The sequence below is a fragment of the Mycolicibacterium aubagnense genome (assembly GCF_010730955.1).
Lineage (GTDB): Bacteria > Actinomycetota > Actinomycetes > Mycobacteriales > Mycobacteriaceae > Mycobacterium > Mycobacterium aubagnense.
The window spans coordinates 1,140,227-1,156,603 of the sequence record NZ_AP022577.1 but is presented as its reverse complement, the minus strand read 5'-3'; the positions used below and the strand labels follow the sequence as shown (position 1 = coordinate 1,156,603).

The following is a 16,377-nucleotide window of genomic DNA, read 5'->3' as shown; positions in this document are numbered from 1 at the left end:
GCGTCCACGGCGCGAACCGACCTTGCCAGAAACTGAAACGTGTTCCAATATGCATCGATGACGCATGGCGGGAGTTCGGGCAGCGACGGCGCGACGTTCGATCCTGATGCGCTGCGGCAGCGGTACGCGGAGGAACGCGCGCGGCGGCTGCGGAGCGACGGCATCGCCCAGTATGTGGAGATCGCCGGCCGGTTCGCGTCCTTCGGTGAAGATCCTTGGGCGGAGCCGGGTTTCACCCGAGATCCGCTGACTGACGAAGTCGACGTCGCGATCATCGGGGCCGGTTTCGGCGGGCTGCTCACGGGCGCCCGGCTGCGTGAATTGGGTGTGGCGGATATCCGGCTGATCGACAAAGCGGCCGACGTGGGCGGCACCTGGTACTGGAACCGGTACCCCGGCATCGCCTGCGACGTCGAGTCGTACGTGTACATGCCGCTGCTGGAAGAGCTGGGCTACATACCGTCGGAGAAATACGCCAAAGGTCCCGAGATTTTTGCGCACTGTCGGGCCATTGCCGAGCACTACGACCTGTACCGCAACGCCTGCCTGCAGACGGAAGTGACCGAAATCCGTTGGGAAGCGGCCGATTCACGCTGGGTGATCGCCACCAACCACGGCGACGCCATCCGGGCCCGGTTCGTCTCGATGGCCAACGGCTACCTGCAGAAGCCCAAACTGCCGGGGATTGAAGGCATCACCGAATTCGCAGGCCACGCCTTTCACACCAGCCGCTGGGACTACGCCTACACCGGCGCAGGTTTGGAAAACCTGGCCGGTAAGCGGGTCGGCATCGTCGGTACCGGCGCGACATCGATCCAGTGCGTGCCGCGGCTGGCGCCGGCGGTCGGGGAGTTGTTCGTGTTCCAGCGCACGCCGTCGACGGTTGACGTGCGGGCCAACGCGCCGACCGATCCGGCCTGGGCCGCGGCGCTGGAACCCGGGTGGCAGCAGCGGCGCATCGAGAACTTCCAGATCCTCACCGCGGGTGGCCAGGCCGACGAGGACCTGGTGGCCGACGCCTGGACCAGTCTGGCGAAGGCCATGCCGATCGCCAAAGAAGGAACTGATCCGCGGGCGTCGACGGCCGAACTGGCGGACTTCGCCAAGATGGAGCAGATCCGGGCACGGATCGACGCGCTGGTGACCGACCCTGCTACCGCCGAGGGGCTCAAGCCCTGGTACGGCTACTACTGCAAGCGGCCGTGCTTCCACGACCAGTACCTGCAGACGTTCAACCGCGACAATGTCACCCTCGTCGACACCCGGGGTCGTGGTGTCGAGCAGATCAGCGCGGCCGGGGTCGTGGTGGACGGCACCGAATACCCGTTGGACTGTCTGATTTTCGCCACCGGCTTCGAAGTCGGCACCGACTACACGCGGCGCACGGGCTTCGAGGCGATCGGCCGCGACGGAAGGACGCTGTCCGACAAGTGGTCTGACGGGGTGCGGACCCTGCATGGGTTGCACGTCAACGGATTTCCGAACTGCTTCATCGCCAGCATCGCGCAGTCGGGGTTCACGGTGAACTTCCCCTACCTGATAGACACCCAGTCGCGGCACATCGCGTGGGTGATCGCGTGGGCCCTCAAGCACGACATCGCCGAAGTCGAGGCGAGCGCCGCGGCCGAGGACGGCTGGGTCCGCGACGTCGTGGCGCGCTCGGTGGTGATCGCCGGCCGGCGCGAAGCCTGCACGCCCGGCTACTACAACCGCGAAGGACAGCCCAGCGACCGGCTGAACCAGGACAGCTTCTTCTTCGGCAGCCCCACCGAGTACGCCGACCTCCTCGCCGCGTGGCGGGACGCGGAAACCCTTGAGGGACTCGTGATCACGTGAGCACCCCACTGCTGATCGACGGGAAGCTGGTGCCTGGCCGCGGCGGCGAGTTCGCGACGATCAACCCGGCCACCGAGGAGGCGCTGGGCCACGCCGCCGACGCCGACGCCGACGACCTGGACCGCGCCATCACCGCGGCGCGCACGGCATTCGACGACAGCGACTGGTCGCGCGACACCGCGTTGCGGGTGCATTGCCTGCGGCAGTTGCGTGCGGCCCTCGACGACGAGATCGAGCACCTGCGGGCCATCACGGTGGCCGAGGTCGGGGCCCCGGTCTCATTGACCTACGGCGGGCATTTGCAGATGCCGGTCGAGGGCCTCGGCTATGTCGCCGATCTCGCCGAAAGCTATGAATGGGCAACCGATCTCGGAGCGGCCGCACCGTTCGGTAAGCCGACCAGGCGCACCGTCGTCCGGGAACCGTGCGGCGTTGTCGGCGCGGTGACACCCTGGAACTTCCCACACCAGATCAACTTCGCCAAACTCGGCCCGGCCCTGGCCGCCGGTAACACCGTCGTGCTCAAGGCCGCCCCGGACACTCCGTGGTGCGCGGCCGAAGTAGGACGGATCATCAACGAGCGCACCGATTTTCCCGCCGGCGTCGTCAACATCATCACCTCGAGCGACCACCGCATCGGCGCCCAGCTGACCGAGGATCCGCGGGTGGATCTGGTGTCGTTCACCGGATCGACGGCGACCGGCCGAGCCGTCATGGCAGCGGCATCGCAGACCATCAAGAAAGTGTTCCTGGAGCTCGGCGGCAAGTCCGCCTACATCGTGCTGGACGACGCCGATCTCCCCGCGGCCTGTGCCGCCGCGGCGGTCGGGGTGGCGATGCATGCCGGACAGGGCTGCGCCTTCACGACCCGGCTGCTGGTGCCGCGCGCGCGGTACGAGGAGGCCGTTGTGGCTGCGGCAACGGCCATGTCCGGCATCGGTTTCGGCGATCCCACCGATCCCGCGACGTTGTGTGGTCCGCTCATCTCAGCGCGCCAGCGCGACCGGGTCGAGGGCTACCTGCGGCTGGCGCTGGAGGAGGGCGGACGGTTCGCGTGTGGTGGCGGCCGCCCGGCGGGCGGGAACGGGTTCTTCATCGAGCCGACCGTCATCGCCGGACTCACCAACGACGCCCGGGTGGCCCGTGAGGAGATCTTCGGTCCGGTGCTCACCGTCATCGCGCACGACGGCGATGCCGACGCCGTGCGCATCGCCAACGACTCTCCGTACGGCCTGTCGGGTGCGGTGGTCGGCTCCGATCAGGACCGCGTCGACTGGGTGGCGTCGCGCCTGCGGACCGGCACCATCAACGTCAACGGCGGCGTCTGGTACTCGCCGGACGCGCCGTTCGGCGGCTACAAGCAGTCGGGGATCGGCCGGGAGATGGGTGTGGCCGGCTTCGAGGAGTACCTGGAGACCAAGTTGATCGCCCGCGGTATCGCCGGAGCGCGTTGAGCCTGTATCTGTGGCGTAATTGTGCGAGTAACCACCGCCCCGGATACAGGCTCAACGTTCGGGTGGCGGTGTGAGCGCGTTGACCCTGGACTTATGGCGTATTGGTGCGAGTAACCACCGCCCTGGTTACAGGCTCAACGCGGCGCTGGACTAGGTGAAATCCAAGACGGCGCGAATCACCCGGCCACCCAACAGGTCATCGAAGGCGTCATTGATGTCGTCGAGCCGGTAGCGCTGGGTGATCATTTCGTCGAGCTTGAGCCGGCCCTCCTGGTAGAGCCGTGCCAGCGCTGGTATTTCGTCGGTCGGATTACACGAGCCGAACAATGTGCCGCAGAGGTTCTTGTTCATCAGGATCAGGTCCTGCAGGTCGAGGTGGACTGTCCCAGCCGACGGCGCTGCCATTCCCGTCAGCACGCACGTGCCGCCCTTGCGCGTGAGGGACAACGCATCGGCGACGTCGCCGTCACCGATCATCGACGGCGAGACCACCACCGCGTCGGCCATCACGCCGCGCGTCAGATCCCGCACCAGGGCTACGGCCTCCGCAACCGTCGCCGCAGTGTGGGTCGCGCCGAAGGACATGGCCGAATCTCGTTTGAACGCCACCGGATCAACCGCGACCACCGGCGCCGCGCCACTGAGGTGTGCACCCTGGACGGCGGCGGTACCGATGCCCCCGGCACCGATGACGACCACGGTGTCGCCGGCCCGCACTCCCGCCCGCCGCACCGTCGAGCCGTACCCGGTGGGCACCGCGCAGGACAGCAGTGCGCTGGGCACCAGTGGCAGCGACGGATCGATCTTCACCAGCGAATCGGCCGCCACCACAGTGTGTTCCGCGAACGCACCGATCTTCGAGGTGTGCCGCAACTCCTCGCCGGCGAGGCTGTGGTGGCGGAACGTCCCGTCTGTCGGCATGCCCGGTATCAGCGTGCCGGCGCCGACGTCGCACAGGTACTCCATACCGCTTGTGCACCAACGGCATTTCCCGCACACCGCCAGGAACGACGTCACCACATGGTCGCCGGGGGAGAACCGCGTCACACCCGGCCCCACCTCGAGCACCACCGCCGAACCCTCGTGGCCACCGATCGTGGCCGGCATGTCCGGCACCGCAGCGCCTTTCGGCGCGGACAGTTGGCCGGACCGGATGTGATCATCCGAGTGGCAGAGGCCGGCCGCCGCCATCTTCAGCAACACCTCACCGGTACGTGGCGGATCGAGCTCGAATTCCTCCACCGACCAGTCCCCGCCCACCTCACGGACAATCGCGGCGCGGCTTCTCATCGCGGCATCATGCGCCGAATGTAACGGACCGTGATGTTTCGCAACCGGTCATCAACGCGTTACGTGATCGATGCCGTCGCGCCGAACGGCTCCGTCACCGTGCACAACATGAGCACTAGTTCTGTACTCATCGCCCCTGACGACACCAGTTCATCGACCGACACCCCGCGCTACACGTTGCTGCTGTCGGCCGACTCCGAACACATCGAGGCCGCGCAACGGCTTCGTCACCACGTGTTCACCTCGGAGCCGGGCTACACCCTCACCGACGACAGCCCCGGTTTCGAAAGTGGCCGGGACGCGGACCGATTCGACGAGTTCTGCGACCACCTCCTGGTCCGCGAAGACAACACCGGCGAGTACGTGGGCTGCTACCGCATGCTGCCGCCGCCCGGCGCCATCGCCGCCGGCGGGCTCTACACCGCAACGGAGTTCGACGTCAGCGCGCTCGACGGCTTGCGTCCCTCGCTGGTGGAGATGGGCCGCGCAGTGGTGCGCGCCGACCACCGCAACGGCGCCGTCGTCCTGCTCATGTGGGGCGGCATCCTGGCCTACCTGGACCACAGCGGCTACGACTACGTCACCGGCTGCGTGTCGGTACCCATCCAGGGCAGCCCCGACGAGCCGCCGGCCAGCCAGATTCGCGGCGTCCGCGACTTCGTCAACAAGCGGCACGCCTCGGAATACACAGTGCGCCCGTACCGTCCCGTGATCATCGACGGCAAGCTGCTCGACGACATCGAGCCGCCGGCCCGCGTGACGGTGCCGCCGCTGATGCGCGGCTACCTGCGCCTCGGCGCGAAGGTGTGCGGCGACCCCGCCTACGACCCCGACTTCGGTGTCGGCGACTTCCCGGCCCTGCTGGACAAGCGCGAAGCCGACGTCAGGTACCTGACCCGGCTGCGTTCGGCGGCCGCCGCGAGCGACAAGGCCGGGCAGTGACCACGCCGGTCACGGTGCAGGAGCACCCCTGGCTGCCGAAGGCGTCGTGCGACGCCAGCTGCATCCGGGTGGACGCGGCGCACGTCAGCCGTCCGTTCGTCGTCGCGCTGCGCACCGCCGGGCGACTGGTCATGACGATGCTGCTGCTGCCCACCCTGCCGCTGCTGGCAGTGCCACTGCCCGGCCGGTCGCGCATCCAGCGGATGTACTGCCGGCTGGTGCTGCGCGGCCTGGGCGTGCGGGTCAGGGTCTCCGGCGGGCCGATCCGCAACCTGAGCGGCGTGCTGGTGGTCGCCGGCCATGTCTCGTGGGTCGACATCTTCGTGATCGGCGCGGTCATGCCCGGCTCGTTCGTGGCGCGTGCCGACCTCATCGAGTGGCCGGCCCTGGGCGTCCTGGCCCGGCTGATGAAGGTCATCCCGATCGACCGCAACAGCCTGCGCCGGCTGCCCGACGTGGTCCGCACTGTCGCGGACCGGCTCACCGCCGGCCAGACCGTGGTCGCGTTCCCGGAGGGCACCACGTGGTGCGGTCTGGGCCACGGCACCTTCGCGCCGGCCATGTTCCAGGCCGCGGTGGACGCCGGCCGTCCGGTCCAGCCGCTGCAGCTGACCTACCGGCACCGGGACGGCGCCCAGTCGACCATCCCGGCGTTCATCGGTGACGACTCGCTGCTGACGTCCATCAAGCGCGTCATCACCGCCAAGCTGACGGTGTGCCACATCCAGGTGCAGTCGCTGCAGTTGCCGGGTACCGATCGCCGCGATCTGGCCGGCCGCTGCCAGGCCGCGGTGCACGAGGTCGGCCCGCTGCCTGTCCCCGCTGTTCACGGGCACGTGCTGGCCGCCTGACCGGTTTGGCCTGGCCGGTATCCTGGACAGGCCATGAGCCCCGCATATCTGGACCACGCCGCCACGACCCCGATGCACCCGGTTGCCATCGAGGCGATGACGGCGATCCTGGCGGCCGGCGGTAACGCGTCCTCGCTGCACACGTCGGGGCGGGCTGCGCGCCGCCGGATGGAGGAGGCCCGCGAGTCCCTGGCCCAGCAGCTGGGCGCCCGGCCTTCCGAGGTGATCTTCACCGCCGGTGGCACCGAAAGCGACAACCTGGCCGTCAAGGGCATCTTCTGGGCCCGCCGGGACGGCTGCGACGGCCGCCGCCGGATCGTGACGTCACCCGTCGAGCACCACGCGGTGCTCGACGCCGTCGAATGGCTGGTGGAGCACGAGGGTGCGGAGGTGACGTGGCTGTCGGTCGATTCTGCCGGCGCCGTGTCGCCCGCCGCGTTGCGCGAAGTCCTCGAAACCCACGACGACGTCGCGCTCGTCAGCGTGATGTGGGCCAACAACGAGGTCGGCACCATTCAGCCGATCGCCGAATTGGCAGCCATCGCAGCCGAATTCGACGTCCCGATGCACAGCGATGCGATCCAGGCGATCGGTGCCGTGCCGGTCGATTTCGCCGGGAGCGGACTGTCAGCCCTGAGTGTGGCGGCACACAAGTTCGGCGGACCCACCGGGGTCGGCGCGCTGCTGCTGCGCCGGGATGTCGCGTGCGTGCCGCTGTTGCACGGCGGTGGTCAGGAGCGTGACGTGCGTTCGGGCACACCGGATGTCGCGGGCGTGGTGGCCATGGCTGCGGCGGCGCGCGTCGCGGTCGAGGGTCTGGACGGGTACCGGGCCAGGATCACGGCCTTGCGTGACCGTCTGGTCGACGGCGTGCTGTCCGGCATCGAGGACGTGGTGCTCAACGGCGGCACCGGTGAGGACCGGCTGCCGGGCAACGCGCACTTCACTTTTCGCGGCTGCGAAGGCGACGCCCTGTTGATGTTGCTGGACGCCAAGGGCGTCGAATGTTCGACGGGCTCGGCCTGCACGGCCGGGGTGGCGCAGCCGTCACACGTCTTGATCGCGATGGGCGCCGCTCCGGCCAGCGCCCGCGGGTCACTCCGATTTTCGTTGGGGCACACCAGTTCTGATGCCGATATCGATGCCGTGCTGGCCGTGCTGCCGGCCGCGGTCGAGCGGGCTCGTCAGGCTGCACTGGCCAGTGCCGGGTTGGGAAGGTAGTCATGCGGGTTCTGGTAGCGATGAGCGGGGGAGTGGACTCCTCGGTGGCCGCGGCGCGCATGGTCGACGCCGGCCATGACGTGGTGGGTGTGCACCTTGCGCTGTCCACCGCTCCCGGCACCCTGCGCACCGGGTCGCGTGGCTGCTGTTCCAAGGAAGACGCCGGAGACGCCCGCCGGGTCGCGGACATCCTCGAAATCCCCTTCTACGTCTGGGATTTCGCCGACCGCTTCAAGGAAGACGTCATCGACGACTTCGTCGAGTCCTACGCCCGCGGCGAGACGCCCAACCCGTGCGTGCGCTGCAACGAGAAGATCAAGTTCTCGGCGCTGTCGGCACGTGCGCTGGCGCTCGGTTTCGACGCCGTGGCGACCGGACACTACGCGCGACTCGAAGACGGCCGGCTCCGCCGTGCCGTCGACGCGGACAAGGATCAGTCGTACGTGCTCGGCGTACTGACGGCAGAGCAGCTCAGTCATGCGCTGTTCCCGATCGGCGACACCCCCAAGCCGCAAATCCGCCAGGAGGCCGCCGAACGTGGGCTGGCGGTCGCCGAGAAGCCGGACAGCCATGACATCTGCTTCATCCCATCTGGCGACACCCGCGCCTTCCTCGGTGCACGTATCGGCATCCGTCCTGGCGCCGTCGTCGACGCCGGCGGCACGGTGCTGGCCGAGCATGACGGCGTGCACGGCTTCACCATCGGCCAGCGCAAGGGTCTGGGCATCGCTGGTCCGGGTGCCGATGGGCTGCCGCGCTACGTCACGGGCATCGATGCCGAGACGGGCACCGTGCACGTCGGCGGCGTCGACGACCTCGAGATCCACTCGTTGACGGGCGAGCGTCCGGTGTTCACCTCGGGTATCGCGCCGGAGGGTCCGGTTGAATGCCTGATCCAGGTGCGGGCGCACGGTGGCCTGGCAGATGCGGTGGCCGAGTTCCGAGATGGCGTGCTCGACGTGCAACTGCGCACGCCGCTGCGCGGTGTCGCACCTGGTCAGACCATGGTGCTGTACCGCCGCGACCCTGACGGTGACGAGGTCATCGGCAGCGCCACCATCGCGCGCTGATCTCAGCCAGAAGCAACCACACTGGCGGCGTTCGAAGCCAACAGTGGTGGCGCGCTGGACCGGCTGCGGACCTACGTGGCGGACCGGGTCGAGGAACCCATCGAATAGTGTTGGCCGCGTGACTGTTTTCGCCCAGGCAACCGGTATCGGCTCGTGGCCGGGGACGGTCGCCCGGGAAGCGGCGGCCGTCGTGGTCGGTGAGCTGCCCGCCCTGCCTCATCTGGTGGAGCTTCCGGCCCGCGGCGTCGGCGCCGACATCATCGGACGCGCCGGTGCGCTGCTCGTTGACATCGGCATCGACACCGTGCCACGCGGATACCGCATCGCGCCTGGCCGCAGTTCCGTCGTACGCCGCGCCACGGGCCTGCTCGACGAGGACGTCGACGCACTCGAAGAAGCCTGGGAGAAGGCCGGGTTGCGCGGGGCCGGGCGGACCATCAAGGTGCAGGTCCCCGGTCCGCTAACGCTGGCCGCCGAACTCGAGTTGCCCGGTGGCCACCGGGCCATCACCGATGCGGGCGCGCTGCGCGACCTGGCCGGTTCGCTCGCCGAGGGCGTGGCACGTCATCGCGCCGAGGTCGCGCGGCGCTGCGAGGCCGAGGTGGTGGTGCAGTTCGACGAACCGTCCCTGCCGGCCGCCTTGGCCGGGCGGCTCGCCGGGGTAACGAGGATGTCGCCGGTGGCTCCGGTCGACGCGCTGAAGGCCGCGAGTCTGCTCGACGAGTGCATCGCGACCGTCGGGGGCCCGGCCGCCATTCACGTGTGTGCGGCCGATGTGCCGTGGACAACCTTGGCGCGCACCAGTTTCAGCGCCATCTCTGTCGATGCCGCCCAACTGACCGCGGCGGATCTGGACGGCATCGGCGAGTGGGTCGAGGCGGGTCGGACCATCATGCTGGGCGTGCTGCCGGGCGTGGCACCCGAGCGCCCGGTACCGGTCGAGAAGGTCGCCGCCGCGGCCGCGAGCATCACCGACCGGCTGGGGTTTCCGCGTGCGGTGCTGCGCGAGCGAGTGGGCCTGACACCCGCGTGCAGGCTGGCCGGGGCCACCGAGAAGTGGGCCCGCACGGCACTGACCCTGCTCCGCAAGGCCGCCGACGGCATTGCCCTGGACCCGGACGCCGCATGAGTTCTGACCTGCCCGGCGAACCGCGGAAATCGTCGACTCGGTCATCCTGACGTGCGATGATGAGAGTCCGGAGTGTGCAGGGGGTGCCACTTCGCAAGGAAGTGATCGGGGGCGGGACGTGCGCCGTGACGATGCACTGCTGGCCGGCGCGAACCTTGCGGTCGCCGCGTTCCTGGTGATGGCGGGGCCCTCGATGGCGATCGCGGCCGCCGACCCCGGCGCGTCGCACGGCAACGGCGGGAAAGGCAAGTCGGGGAACAGCCAGGGCGGCTCCTCCCGCGGCAACCCCGGCAATGGCAGCTCCGGCAATGGCAGCTCCGGCAATGGTGGGTCCACGACGCGCGGCAACCCCGGCGGCACGTCGTCCGCCTCCGGCCAGACCAACACCGCCGGTTCCTCGAACGGCAAGGGTGGCGGCAACGGCAACGGCAACGGCGCGAACAACGCCGCGTCGGGTGCACGGTCCAACCACGGTTCCGACAGTCCCGTGGCCGCGCCGGCGCCCACACGACCCAATCAGCCGATGTCGGTGGTCGTAGCCGAACAGCACACCGGCACGACGGCCGGGCGTTCGTGGTGGGCGGTGCCGGCGGTGACCCCACTTGCCGCCGAGGCGCGCACACCGGCGGCACCGCGCGACGACGGCGCCGCGGATCTGCTGTCGGCCGACCATACCGGCGTCCCGGTGTGGGCCGCCGCCGAGCCTGTCGGGTTGCGCGGGGACCTGTTCGGGCTGGCCGGGTTGGTGTTGATGCCGCTCGTCGGGCTCGCGGTCGGGTATCGCCAGGCCAAGGCCGCGCGTGATGCCGATCTGACGATCGGTCCCTAGATTTCGCGGATTGCCCGCAGCTCTCGACGCAGAATCTTGCCCGCCGCGGACTTCGGGATGGCATCGATGAACGCGACCTGTCGGACCTTCTTGTACGGCGCGACCTGTCCGGCGACGAAGTCCATGATCTCGTCGCCCGACAGGGTGGACCCCGGTTGCAGCACCACGAATGCCTTCGGCACTTCCTCGCCCGATTCCGGATCACGGACCCCGACCACCGCCGCATCGGCGATACCGGGATGCGTCAGCAGCACGGCCTCGAGTTCGGCCGGGGGCACCTGGTAGCCCTTGTACTTGATGAGCTCCTTGAGCCGGTCGACGATGTAGATGCAGCCGCTGGCGTCGACCCGGGCCAGGTCACCGGTGTGCAGGAAACCGTCGGCGTCGATGGTCTCGCGGGTGGCCGTCTCGTTGTTGAGGTAACCGGCCATGACGTTGGGGCCCCGGAAGCACAGTTCACCGACCTCGCTCAGGCCGTGCTCGGGCCGGCCGATCTCGGCTCCCGTATCGGGGTCGACGATCTTGCTCACGGCGCCCGGCACCGTCCAGCCGCACGAGCTCAATGGCGCGACGGCACCGACGAGTTCGCGGCCGCCGTCGAACGGCATGCAGTGGCTCACCGGACTCAGCTCACTCATGCCATAGCCCTGCACGATGGGACAGCCGAGCCGGTCGGAGACCGCCATCCCGAGGTCGTCGTCGAGCGGCGCGGCGCCCGACATCAGGCCCTTCAGGGAATCGAGCCGGTAGGAGTCGACCATCGGGTGCTTGGCCAGCGCGACCGCGACCGGCGGCGCGATGAACGCGAACGTGCACTTGTGGTCCTGGATGGTCTCGAGGAACACCGCGAGGTCGAAGCTCGGCATGATGACCAGCCGGGCCCGCGCGTGCAGCACCGAGTTGAGCAACACCGTCATGCCGTAGATGTGGAAGAACGGCAGCACCGCCAGTACTCGATCCTCAGGGACCAGGCCCTGGATCGGCCGGATCTGCGCCACGTTCGCGGCCAGATTGGTATGGGTGAGCATGACGCCCTTGGGAATTCCCGTGGTGCCCGAGCTGTACGGCAACGCCGCCAGATGAGTGGCCGGGTCGAAGCCGACGTGTGGTGCGGGCACTGCGGCGCCGAGCAGTTCCGATGCGTTCGGATGACCGTCCACCGCGGTACCGGGGCCATCGAGGACGACGATGCGGTCGGTAGCCAGCCCGACTTCGCCTGCGGCCTGCAGCGCCTGGGGTGCCAGCGCGGTGACGGTGATCAGCATGGCGGCACCGGAATCGGTCAGCTGCTTGGCGATGTCCTTGGCGGTGAACAACGCGTTGATGGTGGTGGCCGTGGCACCGGATCGCAGGATGCCGTGGAAGGCGACCGCGAACGCGGCGCTGTTGGGGGCCAGCAGGCCCACCACGTCGCCGGTGCCCAGACCGCGAGCGGCCAGCGCACCGGCGAACGCCTCGATGCGGCTGGTCAGCTCGCGGTAGGTGTACTCCGCGCCGGTCGCGACCTCGGTGATGGCGATGCGATCGGCGTCTGCCTCGGCCAGATCGCCGAATATGTACTCATAGACGGCCGTCGTCGGGATCTGGACCTCGGGGAAGGGGCTGGCGATAGTCATGGCGTCTTAGATCGAACCATGCCGGGGTGACGTGCGGCATGCCGGTTGGTTGCCTTCTCAGGCCGCGTCGCGAGGGCGCGTTACACCTTGTCCGCGAAGCGCAACGTCCCTGTCGGACAGGCCGCCACGGCACGTCGCCGCACCTGCGCGCGAGATTGACGACATGGTCGCCGCGAGATCACGAGCGGCGATCAGGCTTCGCCGCGGTCCAGGAGCTCGCTCGACCCGAGCACGCGTTCCACCCGGACCTCGATCACCACGCGGCGGGGATTCACCCGCGGCGTGCGGTAGCGCTGGGCGTAGCGCAGCTCGGCGTCGCGAACGTCGTCGGCGTCATGGCTCACCGTCGACTTGCCTTCGAGCGACAACCACCGGGCGCCGTCGACCTGGCTCAGCACGGCAACACCACGCTGGGCCGCGTTGAGGGCCTTCTGAGAACCGCCGGTGGTGATGACGCGCGCGATGTGCGTCTTCGGGTCGAAGGTGAAACCGACCGCCACGACGTGCGGGGAATTGTCCGACCGCAGGGTGGTCAGCATCGCCAGATGACGCTCGGTGAGGAATGCCAGCGCGTCACTGGTGAGCCGTGTCGTTGCCTTCGCCATCACGATCAAAAGTAGCGCAGGTGATAATCGCAGCCGTGAACGACACGGCGGATACCGGCGGCGAGGTGGTCGTCGTCTTCGGCGGCCGCAGTGAGATCGGCCTGGAACTGGCCATCCGGCTGGCGCCGGGCAACACGGTGGTGCTCGCGGCACGCCGGGCCGACCAGCTGACCGCCGAGGCGCAAGCGGTCCGCGCGGCGGGCGCCGCCGGCGTCCGGACCTGCGAGTTCGATGCCGACGACCTGCCCTCGCACGCCGTGTTGGTCAACGCGATCGAAGCCGAGCACGGCCCGATCAGCACCGCGGTGCTGGCCTTCGGCGTCCTCGGGGACCAGGCCCGGGCCGAGGACGACGCCGCGCATGCGGTGGCCGTCGTGCACACCGACTACGTGGCCCAGGTGAACTTGTTGACTCTGCTGACGCAGCACATGCGGGCCGCCGGCCGGGGACGGCTCGTGGTGTTCTCGTCCATCGCCGGGGCGCGGGTCCGCCGGGCCAACTATGTCTACGGTTCGGCGAAAGCCGGCCTGGACGGCTTCGCCTGCGGGTTGGCCGACGCGCTGCACGGCACCGGTATCCAGCTGCTGATCGTGCGGCCCGGCTTCGTGATCGGCCGCATGACCGAGGGCATGGACCCGGCGCCGATGTCGAGCACGCCGGCGCAGGTCGCCGAAGCCACGGCCCGGGCGCTGGCGCGTGGGAAGGGCGCGGTGTGGGTGCCGTGGGGGATTCGGCCGTTGATCTTCGCGACGCGGTTCGTGCCGAAGGCGATCTGGCGAAAGATGCCGCGATGAGCGCTTGCGTGAAGAGCAGAGGACGCAGATGACCGGGACCGAAGGGAAAATCACCGTCGTCGGTATCGGAGCCGACGGGATGGCCGGCCTCTCGCAGGCGTCACGCCGCGAATTGCTCAGCGCTACAGTCATTTACGGTGGTCCACGGCAACTCGATCTGCTCGGCGGCGAGATCACCGCCGAGCGCCGGGCCTGGCCGTCGCCGATGGTCCCGGCCCTGCCGACCTTGTTCGACGGTCTGGCCGACGTGCACGTGGTGGCCTCCGGCGACCCGATGCTGCACGGTATCGGCGCCACGTTGATCCGGCTGTTCGGTCGCGATCGGGTGACGGTGCTGCCACACGTGTCGTCGGTGACCCTGGCCTGCGCGCGGCTGGGGTGGAGCGTGCAGGACACCGAGGTGATCAGCCTGGTCACCGCGGCTCCGCACACCGCCATCCGGCACGGTGGACGCGCGGTGGTGTTGTCCAAAGGCTCCGACACGCCGCGGGTGCTGGCCCGGCTGCTGGACGAGACCGGTTGTGGCGAATCGCGATTCACCGTGCTCGAGCAGCTCGGCGGCCCCGCCGAACGGATCACCACCATGGCTGCCGCGGAGTGGGCCACCGACGCCCCGGCTGTCGACGCGCTGAATGTCATTGCCGTGCACTACCTTCCCGAACGGCGCGTCGCAGCGGTGCTACCGGACGCGGCGTTCGGCCATGACGGACAGATCACCAAGCAGACCATCCGGGCGCTGGCACTGACGGCGCTGGAGCCGCGTCCCGGTCACATCTTGTGGGACGTCGGATCCGGGTCGGGGAGCATCGCGATCGAATGGTGCCGGGCATCCGGTGGCCGAGCGGTCGCTTTCGAACGTGACGAGGTGCGCCGCGAGCGAATCGCCAACAATGCCACCATGTTCGGTGTGCGCGTCGACGTCCGTGGTGCCGCACCCGACAGCTTCGCCGATGTGGCCGCACCGGACACCGTCTTCATCGGCGGCGGCCTCACCCAGCCGGGCCTGTTCGAGGCCTGCTTCGACGCGCTGGAACCCGGCGGCCGGTTGGTCGCCAACGCGGTCACCGCCGAGTCGGAAGCATATGTGGTGCAGCTCTATTCACGGCTCGGCGGCGACCTGCGGCGCTTCCAGCACTATCACGGCGAGCCGATCGGGCGCTTCACCGGTTGGCGCCCGGCGTTGCCGATAACCCAGTGGACGGTGGTCAAGAAATGACGGTGTACTTCATCGGCGCGGGACCCGGCGCCGCAGACCTGATCACCGTGCGGGGACAGCGACTGCTGCAGTCCTGCCGGGTCTGCCTCTACGCCGGCTCGATCATGCCCGACGACCTGCTGGCGGAGTGCCCGCCGGGCGCGCGGGTGGTGGACACCGGTCCGCTCAACCTGGAGCAGATCATCGGCGAGCTCGCCGCGGCGCACGAAGCCGGACTCGACGTGGCACGTCTGCATTCCGGTGACCCCTCGATCTACAGCGCGGTGGCAGAACAATGCCGTCGGCTCGACGAGCTCGGTATCGACTACGAAATCGTCCCCGGCGTGCCGGCTTTCGCGGCCGCCGCCGCCGCGCTCGGCCGCGAGCTGACGGTGCCCGGTGTCGCCCAGACCATCACCTTGTCGCGGGTCGCCACGCTGTCGACCGCGATGCCCGCCGGTGAAGACCTCGTCACGCTGTCCAAACCGGGCGCCACGCTGGTGCTGCATCTGGCGGCCGCGCAGATCGACAACATCGTCCCGCAGCTGATCGAGGGTGGATACCGCCCGGAAACCCCCTGCGCGGTGGTGGCTTTCGTCAGCTGGCCGACCGAACAGGTCCTCAGGTGCACCCTGGCCGAGCTGGCCGAGCGAACGAAAGCCGCCGGCATCACCAAGACCGCGGTCATCTTCGTCGGAGACGTGTTGGGCGCCCAGGGTTTTGCCGACAGTTACCTGTACTCCAGCGGCCGCCGCCGCGGGACGCGGCATTGATGACACAGCCGGGGGATCGCTCGCCGACGAAACTCCTCCTGCTGGGTGGGACCTCCGAGGCACGGGCACTGGCCAAGCTGCTGCACCCCGATGTCGAGCTGATCAGCTCCCTCGCCGGCCGCGTCCCGGACCCCGCGCTGCCGGTCGGACCCGTCCGGATCGGTGGCTTCGGTGGCGTCGACGGCCTGCGCGCCTATCTGCAGGACAACGAGATCACCGCGGTCGTCGACGCCACGCATCCGTTCGCCGCCACCATCACGGCCAACGCCGCTCGGGCCTGCGCCGGCTTGCATCTGCCGCACCTGGTCCTGGCCCGGCCCGCCTGGACACCCGGCGACGCCATGGTCGTCGCCGACGACTGGCAGGCCGCGCAGACCGTCAAAGACCGTGGCTACCAACGGGTCTTCCTCACCACCGGCCGTTCGGGCACCGCGGCGTTCCGCTCATCGGACGCCTGGTTCCTGATCCGGGCGGTCACGCCGCCGGACGCCGACATGCTGCCACCGAACCACGAAATCCTGCTCTCGCGCGGCCCGTACGACTACGACAACGAGCTCGCCCTGCTGCGCGAGCATCACATCGATGCGCTGGTCACCAAGAACAGTGGCGGCAGCATGACCCGCGCCAAATTGGATGCTGCTGCGGCGCTGAACATCCCGGTGATCATGGTGGATCGCCCGGCCCTGCCCGACGGTGTGACGACGGTCGGTACGGTCTCTGAAGCGGAAACGTGGGTCAGGCAGCGCTGATCAGATCCATCGCGGTAACGCGT

At 69.0% G+C, this 16,377-nt stretch carries 15 protein-coding genes; 12 read left to right on the top strand and 3 right to left on the bottom strand.

The genetic code is table 11. The features are described from left to right. The first annotated feature begins 57 nt into the window (after positions 1-57). Positions 58-1,836 (top strand): flavin-containing monooxygenase, encoded by a 1,779-nt coding sequence (locus G6N59_RS05715; protein WP_138231198.1) that lies wholly within the window; start codon positions 58-60, stop codon positions 1,834-1,836. Then, complete coding sequence (locus tag G6N59_RS05710; protein WP_138231197.1) at positions 1,833-3,290, top strand: aldehyde dehydrogenase; 1,458 nt, start codon at positions 1,833-1,835, stop codon at positions 3,288-3,290. Before G6N59_RS05715 ends, G6N59_RS05710 begins: the two co-directional genes overlap by 4 nt. 150 nt (positions 3,291-3,440) lie before the next feature. Here the strand turns inward: G6N59_RS05710 and G6N59_RS05705 are convergent, their stop codons facing one another. Beyond that, entirely contained in the window at positions 3,441-4,580 is a 1,140-nt protein-coding gene (locus G6N59_RS05705; protein ID WP_138231196.1) for a Zn-dependent alcohol dehydrogenase, read from the bottom strand. Positions 4,581-4,688: 108 nt separating this feature from the next. Between G6N59_RS05705 and G6N59_RS05700 the strand changes: the two genes are divergently transcribed. The 6 genes from G6N59_RS05700 to G6N59_RS05675 all read left to right on the top strand — a co-directional run bounded on the left by G6N59_RS05700 (position 4,689) and on the right by G6N59_RS05675 (position 10,622). Then, positions 4,689-5,522: a GNAT family N-acetyltransferase gene (locus tag G6N59_RS05700; protein ID WP_138231195.1), complete on the top strand. Its 834-nt coding sequence runs from the start codon at positions 4,689-4,691 to the stop codon at positions 5,520-5,522. Then, positions 5,519-6,373 carry a lysophospholipid acyltransferase family protein gene (locus tag G6N59_RS05695; protein ID WP_138231194.1) on the top strand — a complete coding sequence of 285 codons (855 nt, stop codon included), beginning with the start codon at positions 5,519-5,521 and terminating at the stop codon, positions 6,371-6,373. The genes G6N59_RS05700 and G6N59_RS05695 overlap by 4 nt, the downstream gene beginning before the upstream one ends. A 33-nt stretch (positions 6,374-6,406) precedes the next feature. Then, positions 6,407-7,594, top strand: a complete 1,188-nt coding sequence (locus tag G6N59_RS05690) for a cysteine desulfurase family protein (protein WP_138231193.1) — start codon at positions 6,407-6,409, stop codon at positions 7,592-7,594. Between the two features lie 2 nt (positions 7,595-7,596). Next, the gene (gene mnmA / locus G6N59_RS05685; protein WP_138231192.1) at positions 7,597-8,664 is read left to right on the top strand and encodes a tRNA 2-thiouridine(34) synthase MnmA; all 1,068 of its coding nucleotides are present in this window, start codon (positions 7,597-7,599) and stop codon (positions 8,662-8,664) included. A 118-nt stretch (positions 8,665-8,782) separates the two neighbouring features. Continuing rightward, positions 8,783-9,793 (top strand): methionine synthase, encoded by a 1,011-nt coding sequence (locus G6N59_RS05680; RefSeq protein ID WP_138231191.1) that lies wholly within the window; start codon positions 8,783-8,785, stop codon positions 9,791-9,793. A gap of 118 nt (positions 9,794-9,911) precedes the next feature. Then, positions 9,912-10,622: a hypothetical protein gene (locus G6N59_RS05675; RefSeq protein WP_138231190.1), complete on the top strand. Its 711-nt coding sequence runs from the start codon at positions 9,912-9,914 to the stop codon at positions 10,620-10,622. On the opposite strand, the gene G6N59_RS05670 is transcribed toward G6N59_RS05675, so the two are convergent. Beyond that, positions 10,619-12,238, bottom strand: a complete 1,620-nt coding sequence (locus G6N59_RS05670) for a 4-coumarate--CoA ligase family protein (protein ID WP_138231189.1) — start codon at positions 12,236-12,238, stop codon at positions 10,619-10,621. The genes G6N59_RS05675 and G6N59_RS05670 overlap by 4 nt on opposite strands. A 191-nt stretch (positions 12,239-12,429) precedes the next feature. Next, entirely contained in the window at positions 12,430-12,843 is a 414-nt protein-coding gene (locus G6N59_RS05665) for a F420-dependent biliverdin reductase (RefSeq protein ID WP_138231188.1), read from the bottom strand. 35 nt (positions 12,844-12,878) lie between these two features. On the opposite strand from G6N59_RS05665, the gene G6N59_RS05660 reads away from it, so the two are divergent. Genes G6N59_RS05660 through G6N59_RS05645 form a run of 4 tightly spaced genes read left to right on the top strand, consistent with a single transcriptional unit; the run spans position 12,879 to position 16,354 of the window. Beyond that, a complete protein-coding gene (locus tag G6N59_RS05660) occupies positions 12,879-13,637 on the top strand; it encodes a decaprenylphospho-beta-D-erythro-pentofuranosid-2-ulose 2-reductase (protein ID WP_138231187.1) in 759 nt (252 codons plus the stop codon). A 28-nt stretch (positions 13,638-13,665) separates the two neighbouring features. After that, the gene (gene cbiE / locus G6N59_RS05655; RefSeq protein ID WP_138231186.1) at positions 13,666-14,853 is read left to right on the top strand and encodes a precorrin-6y C5,15-methyltransferase (decarboxylating) subunit CbiE; all 1,188 of its coding nucleotides are present in this window, start codon (positions 13,666-13,668) and stop codon (positions 14,851-14,853) included. Next, the gene (gene cobM, locus G6N59_RS05650; RefSeq protein WP_138231185.1) at positions 14,850-15,605 is read left to right on the top strand and encodes a precorrin-4 C(11)-methyltransferase; all 756 of its coding nucleotides are present in this window, start codon (positions 14,850-14,852) and stop codon (positions 15,603-15,605) included. Before cbiE ends, cobM begins: the two co-directional genes overlap by 4 nt. Continuing rightward, positions 15,605-16,354, top strand: a complete 750-nt coding sequence (locus G6N59_RS05645; RefSeq protein ID WP_138231184.1) for a cobalt-precorrin-6A reductase — start codon at positions 15,605-15,607, stop codon at positions 16,352-16,354. The genes cobM and G6N59_RS05645 overlap by 1 nt, the downstream gene beginning before the upstream one ends. Positions 16,355-16,377: the final 23 nt, after the last annotated feature.

Coding starts and splice junctions, on each gene's coding strand:
- G6N59_RS05715 (WP_138231198.1), top strand. CDS start 58: ATGACGCATGGCGGGAGTTCGGGCAGCGACGGCGCGACGTTCGATCCT.
- G6N59_RS05705 (WP_138231196.1), bottom strand. CDS start 4,580: ATGAGAAGCCGCGCCGCGATTGTCCGTGAGGTGGGCGGGGACTGGTCG.
- G6N59_RS05700 (WP_138231195.1), top strand. CDS start 4,689: ATGAGCACTAGTTCTGTACTCATCGCCCCTGACGACACCAGTTCATCG.
- G6N59_RS05690 (WP_138231193.1), top strand. CDS start 6,407: ATGAGCCCCGCATATCTGGACCACGCCGCCACGACCCCGATGCACCCG.
- mnmA (WP_138231192.1), top strand. CDS start 7,597: ATGCGGGTTCTGGTAGCGATGAGCGGGGGAGTGGACTCCTCGGTGGCC.
- G6N59_RS05670 (WP_138231189.1), bottom strand. CDS start 12,238: ATGACTATCGCCAGCCCCTTCCCCGAGGTCCAGATCCCGACGACGGCC.
- G6N59_RS05665 (WP_138231188.1), bottom strand. CDS start 12,843: ATGGCGAAGGCAACGACACGGCTCACCAGTGACGCGCTGGCATTCCTC.
- cbiE (WP_138231186.1), top strand. CDS start 13,666: ATGACCGGGACCGAAGGGAAAATCACCGTCGTCGGTATCGGAGCCGAC.
- cobM (WP_138231185.1), top strand. CDS start 14,850: ATGACGGTGTACTTCATCGGCGCGGGACCCGGCGCCGCAGACCTGATC.
- G6N59_RS05645 (WP_138231184.1), top strand. CDS start 15,605: ATGACACAGCCGGGGGATCGCTCGCCGACGAAACTCCTCCTGCTGGGT.